Genomic DNA, 13,426 nt, shown 5'->3' on the forward strand with positions numbered 1-13,426 from the left:
TTCGCTCCCTTCATAATTATTTTATATACTATAATCATCATCGAAACTGTCACTGTCACCAAAACCAATATCACTAGGTTCAAAGTTTAAATCATCCAAACTGTCTTTATCTTCATCATAATCTTCATTAAATTCTTCACCATAATTTACTTCTGTTGGTGCATCTTCTCTTCCCTCGATATTTATATTTATTGTATCTTCTGAAATATCATCTTCATCTTCATCTTCAAATTCTTTCAATGCTACTTCCTGATTATCTTCAGTCAATACTTTCACATCAAGGCAAAGACTTTGTAATTCCTTTACCAAAACCTTAAACGATTCTGGAACACCAGGCTCTGGTATATTTTCACCTTTAACTATAGATTCATACGTTTTTACACGGCCTGTTATGTCATCAGATTTGACAGTTAATATCTCTTGTAAAGTATGTGCTGCACCATATGCTTCAAGTGCCCATACTTCCATCTCACCAAATCTCTGACCGCCAAATTGTGCTTTACCACCAAGTGGCTGCTGTGTAACCAATGAGTACGGTCCTGTAGATCTTGCATGCATTTTGTCGTCTACAAGATGGTGTAACTTCAACATGTACATATATCCAACCGTAACTGGATGGTCAAATGGCTCACCAGTCCTTCCATCGTACAGTTGAATCTTTCCATCCGGTGAGAACCCCGCTTTTTTAAGTAGCTCTTGTATATCTTCCTCATGAGCTCCATCGAAAACCGGTGTAGCCATGTACCAGCCTAAAGCTTTTGCTGCAAGACCTAAGTGGACTTCCAGTACCTGACCTATATTCATACGAGAAGGAACTCCAAGAGGATTCAAACATATCTGAAGCGGCGTACCATCAGGTAAGAATGGCATATCCTCAACAGGAAGAATTCTTGAGACAACACCTTTGTTGCCGTGTCTTCCAGCCATCTTATCACCGACAGATATCTTTCTCTTCTGTGCGATAAAGACTCTAACCATTTCATTTACTCCTGGCGGTAACTCATCGCCATTTTCTCTCGTGTACACCTTGACATCTACAACTATACCGCCTTCACCATGTGGTACTCTCAAAGATGTATCTCTTACTTCCCTTGCTTTTTCTCCAAATATGGCCCTTAAAAGTCTTTCTTCAGCAGTAAGCTCTGTTTCACCCTTTGGAGTTACTTTACCGACGAGAATATCTCCTGCTGTGACTTCTGCACCAATTCGTATGATTCCCCGCTCATCTAGATCTTTTAATGCCTCTTCACCAACATTTGGTATATCTCTCGTTATTTCTTCAGGCCCTAATTTCGTGTCTCTCGCTTCTGACTCGTATTCCTCAATGTGAATAGATGTAAGAGCGTCTTCCTTCACAAGTTCTTCGCTAATTAAAATTGCGTCTTCGTAATTATAGCCTTCCCAAGGCATGAACCCAACAAGCACATTGCGTCCAAGGGCAATTTCTCCCAATTCTGTAGAAGGACCATCGCTTATAACCTGTCCTTTTTCAACTCGATCTCCTTCATTTACTATTGGTCTACAGTTTATGCAAGTTCCCTGATTGGATCTCTTAAATTTAAGCAGCTCGTATTCGTCACGTCTCCCGTCATCTGTTCTTATCACTATTTTATCTGCAGTTACCCTCTCTACTACACCGCTATTTCTTGCAATATTCACAACACCCGAATCTCTCGCAGCTTTATATTCAATACCAGTTCCAACAATAGGTGCCTGTGGCACAAGAAGTGGAACAGCCTGTCTCTGCATGTTTGAACCCATCAAAGCTCTGTTTGCATCGTCATTTTCCAGGAAAGGAATCATAGCGGTAGCAACAGAAACCACCTGCTTTGGAGAAACATCCATGAAGTCCACTTCTTCTCTAGGCACTGACAAAATATCATCTTTAGAGCGGACTGTAACTCTCTCATTTACAAATCTATTTTCTTTGTCAAGGGGTTCATCTGCCTGAGCGATTACATATTCATCTTCTACATCTGCAGTCATATAGACAATTTCATTGAGAACTCTACCTGTAGCTTTATCAACTTTTCTGTACGGAGCTTCAATAAATCCATATTCGTTTATCCGTGCATATGTAGCAAGGGAACCTATAAGTCCTATGTTCGGACCTTCAGGCGTTTCTATAGGGCACATCCTGCTGTAGTGTGTATGATGAACATCCCTAACCTCCATTCCGGCTCTCTCACGGCTCAGTCCTCCTGGACCTAATGCACTCAATCTTCTTTTATGTGTCAGCTCTGCAAGGGGATTAGTCTGGTCCATAAACTGCGAAAGTTGCGAACTTCCAAAAAACTCTTTAATTGCAGCAACAACAGGCCTTATGTTTATCAAATTTTGAGCAGTTATCTCACTGACATCCTGTATTGTCATTCTTTCTCTGACTACTCTTTCCATTCTTGAGAGTCCAATTCTAAACTGATTTTGAAGCAATTCGCCAACAGATCTCAGCCTTCTATTTCCAAGGTGATCAATATCATCTACAAATCCTATTCCAAATGAAAGATTCAAATTGTAATTTATAGAAGCAATTATATCATCTTTAGTTATATGCTTAGGTATTAATTCATCTATTCTGCGTTTTATCTCATTTTTTATTTCATCTTCACTTGTAAAATTGCTAAGTATTTCTTGTAAAACACCTAATTGAACCCTTTCCTTGATGTTTAAATCAGAGACATCAACAGGAAGAGGGTATTCGTTAATATCAACAGTATTATTGCCAATAACCTTTATTGGTCTTCCTTCTACTAGCACTTCAACTACATTTATACCACAATTTTGTATTTTTTTAGCTGTCTCTCTTGATATTCTTTGACCTTCTTCTACAATAATTTCCCCTGTTATAGGATTAACAATCTTTGTAGCTGCCTTTTGATTAGTCAATCTAGAACTTAATGCAAGCTTTTTGTTAAATTTATAGCGGCCTACGTGTGCAAGATCGTATCTTTTTGGATCAAAAAACAGAGAATACAAAAGGCTTTTAGCACTGTCAACTGTAGGAGGCTCACCAGGCCTTAATCTCTTATATACTTCCAGCAAACCTTCTTCTTCAGATTTCGTGGTATCTTTATCAAGCGTGGCTTTTATCCTTTCATCTTCCCCAAAAAGCTCAAGAATCTGAGCATCTGTTCCATAGCCCAGAGCTCTTAAAAATACAGTAATTGGAACCTTCCTGGTCCTATCTATTCTTACGGAAAATATATCATTAGAATCTTCTTCATACTCCAGCCAAGCACCTCTATTTGGGATAACCGTTGCAAAGAATAGTTTCTTCCCTAATTTATCAAACTGTTGTTCGTAGTATACACCTGGCGACCTTACTAATTGGCTTACTATAACACGCTCTGCACCATTTATTATGAAAGTGCCTTTATCCGTCATTAAAGGAAAGTCACCCATAAAAACTTCGGATTCTTTGATTTCTCCCGTATCCCGATTAGTCAATCTTACTTTCACTTTCATAGGTGCAGCATATGTCGTATCTCTATCTTTGCACTCCTCTACAGAATATTTAGGATTGTCATCTAGCTTATAGTCAAGAAATTCCAAAGACAAATTGCCGGTAAAGCTCTCAATTGGAGAAATATCTCGGAAAACTTCCCTTAAACCTTCTTCAAGAAACCACTTATACGAATTTTTTTGCACCTCAATAAGATTAGGCATTTCCAAGACTTCCTCAATCCTTGCAAAGCTCATGCGATTCTTATAGCCGGCATCAACAGGATGTAACATCCACTTCACCCCTTATAAATTTAAAATAACCAAAAGAGAAAGCTTTTGGATAATATACAGAAAGACATAATTATTATTTACCAGAATACCAACAAATATTCTATTATTTACATGTGCATAAAAATTTTGTTGTCTCGTAGTTCATTTTATGTAATAAAATGACACTGTTAATGCAATATATAATATTACCACAATAGCAAAACCATGTCAACAAGAAAACATTCATTAGAAAGAAAAAAAGCATCCTTTTCGAATGCTTTTTTTCTCAAGTCTAATTTTATTTTAATTATTTTATTTCTACTTTTGCTCCAACTTCTTCGAATTTTGCCTTTATCTGATTTGCTTCATCCTTGCTTACGCCTTCTTTAATTGGCTTTGGAGCACCTTCAACAAGATCTTTTGCTTCTTTCAGGCCAAGATTTGTAACTTCTCTAACTACTTTTATTACTTTTATCTTTTCTGAACCTACATCTGACAATATAACATCAAATTCTGTCTTCTCTTCAGCAGGTGCTGCTGCTCCTCCTGCTGCAGGTGCTGCTGCTACAGCAACAGGTGCTGCTGCAGATACTCCAAATTCCTCTTCCAAAGCTTTAACTAAATCAGCTAATTCTAAAACTGTCATTCCTTTTATAGCCTCTAAAATTTCTTCCTTATTCATTACAAATACCTCCATTTAAAATTTTTTATTATGCTTCTTTTTTCTCTTTAACAGCATTTAACGCTATTACAAGACTTCTTAATGTACCAGATAATACATATACAAGATTGTTTATTGGAGCTTTCATGCTGCCAAGCGCTTTTGCGATGAGTTCTTCTTTTGATGGTAATTCTGACAATGCTTTTATTTCATCTGGACCCACTATTTTACCATCGACAATACCTGCTTTTAACTCTAAACTTTTATTGTTTTTTAAAAATTCAACTAGGATTTTTGCAGGTGTAACAGGATCATCGTATCCAAAAGATACTGATGTTGGTCCTTCTAAGTACTTCTTTAAGTCATCATAACCTAGCTCTTGCGCTGCACGCCACATCAAAGTATTCTTGTATACTTTGTACTCAGCATTAGCCTCTTTAAACTTTCTTCTTAAAGCAGTATCGTCCTCAACTGTCAAGCCACTGTAACTTGTAAATATGACGGATTGTGCTCTTTCCAGTTTATCTTTAAATTCACTAACAACTTTTTCCTTAGCTTCCCTCGCTGTACCCAAACTTACACCTCCCGTCTGTAATATTAAAAGGATCCCCCGTAGACATGAGGATCCTTCTTTGCTTTATTAAAAACCTCGGTAGGATTTACGTGTTGCCACACCTACTGTCTACGGTAAGTTTTCAATTTTACTTTAAGAGTATATCATTATTGTGTTGTTATGTCAACAGCTATCATAAAATTCTTTGTGGATTAACCTTGATTCCAGGCCCCATTGTTGAAGAAAGAACAACACTTCTTAAATATTGTCCTTTTGCGGCTGCAGGTTTAGATCTTATTATAGCATCCATTATCGTTTTGAAATTTTCAACTAATTTCTCTTGTCCAAATGAAACTTTCCCAATAGGTACATGGATTATTGAATTTTTATCTACCCTGTACTCAATTTTACCAGCTTTAACGTCTTTTACTGCTTTCTCAATATCAAATGTAACAGTACCAGCTTTTGGGTTTGGCATCAAACCTTTTGGTCCTAAAACTTTACCAAGTCTACCTACGACACCCATCATATCTGGTGTTGCTATAACAACATCGTAGTCAAACCAGTTTTCATTTTGAATCTTTGCAACAAGCTCTTCAGCTCCAACATACTCTGCACCAGCAGCTTCAGCTTCTTTTGCTTTATCGCCCTTAGCAAAAACCAAAACTCGAACTGTTTTTCCAGTTCCATGAGGCAATATTACTGTTCCTCTAACCTGTTGATCAGCATGCCTCGGATCTACGCCAAGCCTTACAGATAAATCAACAGTTTCGTCAAATTTAGCTTTAGCAGTTTTTAAAACTAAATCGATAGCCTCATTTGCATCATACAACCTTGTTTTGTCTATCAATTTCACACTGTCTAAATATTTTTTCCCATGTTTCATTTTATTACCTCCTTGTGGTAGGTATTATTAGCGGACATTCGTCCTCCCACCGTAATCCTCTATTGTTCTACTTCAATGCCCATGCTTCTAGCTGTACCAGCTATCATCCTCATAGCAGCTTCTATATCTGATGCATTCAAATCTTTCATCTTAAGTTCAGCTATTTCTCTGACTTTATCTTTTGTTATCTTTGCAACTTTTTGTTTATTTGGCTGCGGCGAACCACTTTCAATGCCAGCTGCTTTCTTTAGAAGCACTGCCGCAGGCGGCGTCTTTGTGATGAAAGAAAATGATCTATCAGCGTATATTGTAATAACTACAGGAATGATTAAACCAGCTTGTTTAGCAGTTCTTTCATTAAATTCTTTACAAAAGCCCATTATGTTGACACCATGTGGTCCAAGTGCTGTACCTACTGGTGGAGCTGGTGTTGCCTTTCCTGCAGGTAACTGTATCTTCACCACTGCAGCAACTTTTTTAGCCATATTTACACCTCCTAATTTATGTCATTTATTGGATTTTTTGAATCTGGACAAAGTCAAATTCGACTGGAGTCTCTCTTCCAAACATCGAAATCAAAACTTTAGCCTTTTGTCTGTCAAGGTAAATTTCTTCAACAACACCGATGAAATTTTCAAGTGGCCCAGCAATAACTCTAACACTATCGCCTACTTTTATATCTACTGACGTCTGTGCTTCTTTAATGCCTAAGCTTCTGACTTCCGCTTCAGTAAGTGGTACTGGCTTAGAACCAGGTCCAACGAAGCCAGTTACGCCTCTGGTATTCCTGACAACATACCATGATTCATCATTCATGACCATCTTCACAAGTACATATCCAGGAAATACCTTTCTGTCAACAGATTTCTTTTTACCGTCTTTAATCTCTACCACTTTTTCTGTCGGAACTACAATCTGATGTATTAAGTTTTGAAGGTTTCTATTTTCAACAGACTTTTCCAGATTCGCTTTAACTTTATTTTCATATCCGGAATAAGTATGAACTACATACCATTTAGCTGAGTTCGTTTCAGACATCTTCGATTTGGGGATTGACCCCATCCTCCTTTAACTTTTTATAATTAATTTCAGTAGATAGCTAAAGGCCGAGTCTGCAAGAAATATCAATAAAGTAAATGCTATTACAACGACTAGTACAACTTCAGTATATGTCAGCAAATCATTTCTTGTTGGCCACGTAACTTTTTTCATCTCGGCTTTTATTTCCCTAAAAAACTTCCCGACTTTTCTCCTTTCATCGGCAGCCATCGAATCACATCCCTTTATAACATGTATTTTACCTTGTCTCTTTATGCAATGTATGTTTTCTGCAGAATCTACAGTATTTCATAAGCTCTATCCTATCAGGATCATTTTTCTTATTTTTCGTAGTGTTATAGTTCCTTTGCTTACATTCCGTGCAAGCTAATGTGATCTTAACCCGCAACAATTCCACCTCCCGGAATTTAAAACTACTTTTAAAACTTTATCATAAATATTAATTTATGTCAATCTAATTAATTGTATAGACCCAAAAAAAGCCAGGTAAAATACCCAGCCCTTTTTTATGACAGAATCTTGGAAACAACACCGGCTCCTACTGTGTGTCCGCCTTCCCTTATAGCAAATTTTAATCCTTCTTCCATTGCTATCGGTGTTATTAATTCTATTGTCATCGTTACATGGTCTCCAGGCATTACCATCTCTACGCCCTCTGGTAATTCTATTACTCCTGTTACGTCTGTCGTCCTGAAGTAGAACTGTGGCCTGTATCCATTGAAGAATGGTGTATGTCTTCCACCTTCTTCTTTTGTTAACACGTATACTTGTCCTTCAAATTTCGTGTGCGGTTTTACTGAACCTGGTTTCGCTAATACTTGTCCTCTTTCTACTTCTTCTCTCGTTACTCCTCTTAACAGTACTCCTATGTTATCTCCTGCTTCTGCTTCGTCTAATGTCTTCCTGAACATCTCTAATCCTGTTACTACTGTCTTCTTGCTTTCATCTGATAAGCCTATTATCTCTACTTCGTCTCCTACTTTTAATTTGCCTCTCTCTACTCTTCCTGTTGCTACTGTTCCTCTTCCTGTTATCGTAAATACATCTTCTACTGGCATCAGGAACGGCTTATCTACATCTCTTTCTGGTGTCGGTATATAACTGTCTACTACATCCATTAATTCCCATATCTTCCCGCACCACTGACAGTCTCTTTGTCCGCATCCACATTCCATCGCTTTTAATGCTGATCCTACTACTATCGGTGTGTCGTCTCCTGGGAATTCATATTCGTTTAACAGTTCTCTTACTTCCATCTCTACTAGCTCTATTAATTCTTGGTCGTCTACCATGTCTGCTTTGTTTAGAAATACTACAATGTATGGTACTCCTACCTGCCTTGCTAAGAGTATGTGCTCTCTTGTCTGCGGCATTGGACCGTCTGCTGCTGATACTACTAGTATCGCTCCGTCCATCTGCGCTGCTCCTGTTATCATGTTCTTTACATAGTCTGCGTGTCCTGGACAGTCTACATGCGCATAGTGCCTTTTATCTGTCTCGTATTCTACGTGCATTGTGTTTATTGTGATTCCTCTTGCTTTCTCTTCTGGTGCTTTGTCTATTTCGTCATATGCTGTCGCTTGTGCCATTCCTTGTTTTGATAATACTATTGTTATCGCTGATGTTAACGTCGTTTTGCCATGGTCTACGTGCCCTATTGTTCCTATGTTTGCATGGGGTTTCTTTCTTTCAAATTTTTGCTTCGCCATTTCTTTTTCCTCCTACTTTAATAAACTCATCCACGCGTTTCTATTGTTTTAAATATAAAAAAATAAAATTGGAGCCCATGACCGGGATTGAACCGGTGACCTCCGCCTTACCAAGGCGACGCTCTACCAACTGAGCTACGTGGGCAATCATTATTTTGCATCGATTTTAAATTTTACTATAAAAGCTTTAAAATGTCAATAGTTAACTATTTCTCATCTCGAGATACCTTTCAAGTTTCCTCTTGACTCTCTGGAGGGCATTATCTATTGATTTTACATGTCTTCTAAGCTCAACAGCAATTTCTTGATACGATTTGCCATCAAGATAAGATATAAGCACTTCCCACTCAAGATCGCTTAACATTTCTCCAATCTTGTTTTCGATGTTAACGTATTCCTCTCGATTTATTATTAACTCTTCAGGATCAGATATACACTCGCTCGATACAACATCCATCAAAGTTCTATCAGATTCTTCTTCAAAGATAGGTTTATTCAGAGAAACATAAGAATTTAGAGGAATATGCTTCTGTCTTGTTGCAGTCTTAATAGCAGTTATCATCTGTCTTGTTATGCATAGTTCCGCAAACGCTTTAAATGAAGAAAGCTTATCACTTTTAAAATCACGAATAGCCTTATACAGACCAATCATACCTTCTTGCACAATATCTTCTTTGTCTGCGCCGACTAAAAAGTAGGAACGTGCTTTTGCTTTGACAAAAGAATAGTACTTATCAATGATAAATTCTAATGCTGCTTCATTGCCCTTCTGAGCTTCTTCTACGACATCGCCTTCATCCATTGATGAAAATACATTGTATAAATCTATTTGTGCCCCCGATTTCACAAAAATCGCCTCCGCTTATAGGCCAAGTTCACATAATAATTATACTTTTATTCAAGAATATAGTCAAGAATATTTTTTATCATTCAGCCATTTTCCGCAGTTTTTTTATAATTTCCTCAGAAAGCCTTGATTCAATACTATCCTTTTTATCATCTTTTGCATATAATTTCTTTTTGTTTTCCAAATAATCATTCAATTCTTCGTATAATTCCCTAGCTGACATTCTTATGGCCCCTTGAGCCAAAACAACTTGCTGTAAAACCCAGTCAGAAGTTACTACAACAACCTTATCCTTTTTAATTATATCTTTTATGATTCCTTCTATATAACTATCTGCAGATTCACCTTCTTTCGTATATACAACCTCAAGCCCGCTGTAGTATTCATGCTTTTGCTGGTTTCCTTTTACATACATTGCATCAAAAACCAATATTATGTTAAATCCTGTATACCCTCTAAAATTTAAAAGTATATCTATCAATTTCTGCCTGGCATCTTCAAGACTGCTTTTAGCTTCAAGCTTTAAATCTTGCCAATTGTTTATTATGTTATATCCATCTATTACCATATACATCAGATCACGCCTTACCCATCCTCTGTCTTACAATCTCATACATAAAAATAGAAGCCGCAACCGACGCATTTAAAGAATTTATATTTCCTCTCATGGGTATTTTCGCTATATAATCACAATTCTTTTTTGTAAGTTCAGACATTCCTTCTCCTTCGCTGCCTATTACAATTGCTACAGGCAAAGTATAATCGACATTTTGAAAATCGACGTCTGTATCTAAACTACTTCCAACAATCCAAACACCTTGCTTTTTAAGATTATGTATAGCATTGTTTATATTAGAAACTTTAGCTATTTTAATGTATTCGGTAGCACCTGCTGACGTTTTTACAACTGTACTATTGACAACAGCGGATCTTCTCTTTGGTATAATAATACCATGAGCAGAAAAAGCTTCTGCAGTCCTTATTATGGCACCCAGATTATGTGTATCAGTAATTCCATCTAATAGCAAAATAAAAGGCTTTTCACCTCTTTCATCTGCATATTCAAGTATGTCTTCAATTTCATAATACTTGTATAAGGAACATAAAGCTGCAATTCCTTGGTGATTGCCATAATTAGACAGTTTATCCAAAGTTCCATTATCTGTCGTAGAAACGATTATATTTTTATCCCTTGCTGCTTTTATAATCTTAGAGATATTACCCTTTGCATTTTTTGATACATATATTTTTTCAATTTCACGACCGCTATTAATAGCTTCCAAAACAGGATTTCTTCCGTATATTATATTTTCATTTTCCTTCATAATCTAACCCTCATTTATATTATATTTAATGCACAGTTAAGTATTTCATCTAGCCTATCGTATCTTCCTAAAAGATATAAATATCCTAATAGTGCCTCAAATGCAGTAGCCAGCCGGTACTCTTCAATACCAGCGTGCTTTGGAATAGTTGCACTTTTTACATTTCGCCCTCTCCTTATTATGTCCTTTTCTTCTTCGTCAAAAATATCATAAAGCTTTTTTAAAATTTCAGACTGAGATGATGCTTTAACATATTGTACACATTCTTTATGAATTTTATTTATAGGCCTATTCCCCTTAACAGCGATATTAGTTCTTATAAATAAATCATAAACACTATCGCCAATAAAAGCCATTATAAGTGGAGATAAGCTCATAACCTCTTGTTTTGAAAGTATTTTATTGTTTTTTATAAACTTATCCATTAAATCCTCTTCCACCTTACTCCACTAGGAGTATCTTCTAACGCTATCCCTTGTTTTTTAAGCTCATCTCTTATTTTATCAGCTTCTGCCCAATTTTTCGCCTTTCTAGCTTCCTCTCGCTTTTCTATCAATTTCTTTATTTCATCATCAATCAATTCACGATTTTTATATGATATACCAAGTACAGAAGACAGTTTTAAAAATATATCTAATATATATTCTATCAATTCTTTAGGAGAATTTCCATCAATATTTGTATTAATATCCCTCACCATCTCGAAGATGACCGAAATAGCATCGGCAGTATTAAAATCGTCGTCCATTGCTTCTTCGAACCTTCTTTTATATTCATCATATTTCTCTTTATATGCTTTTTCCTCATCACTTAACTTCCTATTTAAAGCAACATCTAAAAGATGTCTAAGATTGTCAACTGTATTGCTTAACCTTAAAAATCCATTTTTTGACTGTTCCAGAAGGTCATGACTGAAATTTATAGGATTTCTGTAATGTGATGTCAACATGAAAAATCTCAATACTTCTGGATCATATTGGCTTGTTATATCCCTTACAGTAAAAAAGTTATTTTTTGATTTTGACATTTTTTCGTTATTGATATTTAGATATCCAATATGCATCCAGAATCTTGCAAATTCCGCATCATTAGCAGCTTCACTTTGTGCTATCTCATTTTCATGATGCGGAAATATCAAATCAGGACCTCCTGCATGTATATCTAGTGTTTTCCCTAGATATTTTGTTGACATTGTAGAGCATTCAATGTGCCAGCCAGGTCTTCCTTTTCCCCATGGACTATCCCAGGAAGGTTCCCCTTCTTTAGCGGCTTTCCACAGGACAAAATCCGTTGGATTTTTTTTATCCTCATTTACTTCTATCCTCGCTCCTACTTTTAGTTCATCGATATTTTTATGCGAAAGCTTACCATATTCTTTGAACTTCGTCGTGTCGTAATATACATCGCCATTTAATACGTAAGCAAATCCTTTATCTATCAATTTCTTTACAAAATTGATTATATCATTGATGTTTTCGGTGGCCCTTGGATGAACCGTAGCTCTTTTTATACCAAGGCTATCTGCATCTTTAAAATATTCCTTAATATATCTGTCAGCCAATTCCTTGACAGTCGTATTTTCTTCATGTGATCTCTTAATAAGTTTATCATCTATGTCAGTAAAATTCTGTACATAGTTCACCTTATATCCTTTATATTCAAGGTATCTTCTGACTGTATCAAAAACTATAAACGCTCTTGCGTTTCCTATGTGGATAAAATTATATACAGTTGGACCACATACATACATGTTTACGATATTATCATTCAAAGGAACAAACTCTTCTTTTTTTCTCGTCAACGTATTATATATCTTCATCTCTATCATCCTCCATGTTATTCATATAAGATTCTAGTCTCTTTATCCTAGCTCTCAAACTTCTGATTTCGTCCTCTATAGGATCAGGTAACTTACCGTGTTCTAAGTCAATATTTAATCTTGAAGCAGATTTCACCTTTATATTGTCTTTTTTCACGCAATGTCCCGGAACACCCACAACAGTACAATTAGGCGGAACGTCGTGCAGTACAACAGCACCTGCTCCTATTTTTGTATTATCGCCTATTTTGATAGGACCTAAAACTTTAGCACCACTTCCTATTACAACGTTGTTCCCTATTGTAGGGTGCCTTTTCCCTTTATCTTTTCCAGTGCCTCCCAGTGTAACACCCTGATACAGTGTTACATTGTCACCTATTTCTGTAGTCTCTCCTATAACTACTCCCATGCCATGGTCTATAAAAAATCCCTTGCCTATTTTTGCGCCAGGATGTATTTCAATCCCAGTGAAAAATCTGCTAAATTGCGATATAAGCCTTGATAATAACAATAGTTTCCTATTGTATAGATAGTGAGCAATTCTATGCATTATTATAGCATGAAATCCCGGATAGCATAAAACCACTTCTAAAACGCTTTTGGCAGCCGGATCCCTTTCAAATACTACTTTTATATCCTCCTTCAATGTTTTAAACATCAAAATCAATCCCCTTTTGAAAAAATTAAATCAATGGTAAAAAAATCCCCCATCATCCAGAGACGAGGGGGCTCGCGGTTCCACTCTGATTGAGTAAACTCCACTTGTATTTATAACGGATACCCGTACGCTTAATTGCGTATAGCTCATGGGTGCACTTCACACAATATATCCAGAAGCTGCTTTCAGCCCATG

General features: G+C 36.6%; 15 protein-coding genes, 1 tRNA gene and 1 other annotated feature. All 16 genes read right to left on the minus strand.

Going from position 1 to position 13,426, the window contains the following annotated elements; genetic code table 11:
* Positions 1–21: 21 nt before the first annotated feature.
* The 16 genes from rpoB to epsC all read right to left on the minus strand — a co-directional run bounded on the left by rpoB (position 22) and on the right by epsC (position 13,231).
* Positions 22–3,735, minus strand: coding sequence for a DNA-directed RNA polymerase subunit beta (rpoB, locus tag Q2T46_RS06660; RefSeq protein ID WP_303263713.1), 3,714 nt, complete (start codon positions 3,733–3,735; stop codon positions 22–24).
* 286 nt (positions 3,736–4,021) lie between these two features.
* Complete coding sequence (rplL, locus tag Q2T46_RS06665) at positions 4,022–4,396, minus strand: 50S ribosomal protein L7/L12 (RefSeq protein WP_303263712.1); 375 nt, start codon at positions 4,394–4,396, stop codon at positions 4,022–4,024.
* 28 nt (positions 4,397–4,424) lie between these two features.
* On the minus strand, positions 4,425–4,949 hold the full coding sequence (gene rplJ, locus Q2T46_RS06670; RefSeq protein WP_303263711.1) for a 50S ribosomal protein L10: 525 nt from the start codon (positions 4,947–4,949) through the stop codon (positions 4,425–4,427).
* Positions 4,950–4,963: 14 nt separating this feature from the next.
* Positions 4,964–5,081: a sequence feature (ribosomal protein L10 leader region), on the minus strand.
* 40 nt (positions 5,082–5,121) lie between these two features.
* Positions 5,122–5,814: a 50S ribosomal protein L1 gene (gene rplA / locus Q2T46_RS06675; RefSeq protein ID WP_132774226.1), complete on the minus strand. Its 693-nt coding sequence runs from the start codon at positions 5,812–5,814 to the stop codon at positions 5,122–5,124.
* Between the two features lie 59 nt (positions 5,815–5,873).
* Positions 5,874–6,299 carry a 50S ribosomal protein L11 gene (rplK, locus tag Q2T46_RS06680; protein WP_303263708.1) on the minus strand — a complete coding sequence of 142 codons (426 nt, stop codon included), beginning with the start codon at positions 6,297–6,299 and terminating at the stop codon, positions 5,874–5,876.
* Positions 6,300–6,324: 25 nt separating this feature from the next.
* The gene (gene nusG, locus Q2T46_RS06685) at positions 6,325–6,852 is read right to left on the minus strand and encodes a transcription termination/antitermination protein NusG (protein WP_013296964.1); all 528 of its coding nucleotides are present in this window, start codon (positions 6,850–6,852) and stop codon (positions 6,325–6,327) included.
* 30 nt (positions 6,853–6,882) lie between these two features.
* On the minus strand, positions 6,883–7,083 hold the full coding sequence (gene secE / locus Q2T46_RS06690; protein WP_015310882.1) for a preprotein translocase subunit SecE: 201 nt from the start codon (positions 7,081–7,083) through the stop codon (positions 6,883–6,885).
* A gap of 28 nt (positions 7,084–7,111) precedes the next feature.
* Positions 7,112–7,261 carry a 50S ribosomal protein L33 gene (gene rpmG, locus Q2T46_RS06695; RefSeq protein WP_013296962.1) on the minus strand — a complete coding sequence of 50 codons (150 nt, stop codon included), beginning with the start codon at positions 7,259–7,261 and terminating at the stop codon, positions 7,112–7,114.
* 118 nt (positions 7,262–7,379) lie between these two features.
* Complete coding sequence (gene tuf / locus Q2T46_RS06700) at positions 7,380–8,582, minus strand: elongation factor Tu (RefSeq protein WP_303263705.1); 1,203 nt, start codon at positions 8,580–8,582, stop codon at positions 7,380–7,382.
* Positions 8,583–8,651: 69 nt separating this feature from the next.
* Positions 8,652–8,727: transfer RNA gene (locus Q2T46_RS06705), tRNA-Thr, on the minus strand.
* A 57-nt stretch (positions 8,728–8,784) separates the two neighbouring features.
* Positions 8,785–9,429, minus strand: coding sequence for an RNA polymerase sporulation sigma factor SigH (gene sigH / locus Q2T46_RS06710; RefSeq protein ID WP_303263704.1), 645 nt, complete (start codon positions 9,427–9,429; stop codon positions 8,785–8,787).
* 79 nt (positions 9,430–9,508) lie between these two features.
* Positions 9,509–10,003: an NYN domain-containing protein gene (locus Q2T46_RS06715; RefSeq protein WP_303263703.1), complete on the minus strand. Its 495-nt coding sequence runs from the start codon at positions 10,001–10,003 to the stop codon at positions 9,509–9,511.
* A 4-nt stretch (positions 10,004–10,007) separates the two neighbouring features.
* Positions 10,008–10,754 (minus strand): 23S rRNA (guanosine(2251)-2'-O)-methyltransferase RlmB, encoded by a 747-nt coding sequence (rlmB, locus tag Q2T46_RS06720; protein ID WP_303263702.1) that lies wholly within the window; start codon positions 10,752–10,754, stop codon positions 10,008–10,010.
* Between the two features lie 14 nt (positions 10,755–10,768).
* On the minus strand, positions 10,769–11,179 hold the full coding sequence (locus Q2T46_RS06725; protein ID WP_303263700.1) for a Mini-ribonuclease 3: 411 nt from the start codon (positions 11,177–11,179) through the stop codon (positions 10,769–10,771).
* Positions 11,179–12,573: a cysteine--tRNA ligase gene (gene cysS / locus Q2T46_RS06730; RefSeq protein WP_303263699.1), complete on the minus strand. Its 1,395-nt coding sequence runs from the start codon at positions 12,571–12,573 to the stop codon at positions 11,179–11,181. Before cysS ends, Q2T46_RS06725 begins: the two co-directional genes overlap by 1 nt.
* Complete coding sequence (gene epsC, locus Q2T46_RS06735) at positions 12,560–13,231, minus strand: serine O-acetyltransferase EpsC (RefSeq protein ID WP_303263698.1); 672 nt, start codon at positions 13,229–13,231, stop codon at positions 12,560–12,562. The genes cysS and epsC overlap by 14 nt, the downstream gene beginning before the upstream one ends.
* Positions 13,232–13,426 lie beyond the last annotated feature (195 nt).

Source organism: Thermoanaerobacterium sp. CMT5567-10, from assembly GCF_030534315.2.
In the GTDB taxonomy this organism is placed as follows: Bacteria; Bacillota; Thermoanaerobacteria; order Thermoanaerobacterales; family Thermoanaerobacteraceae; genus Thermoanaerobacterium.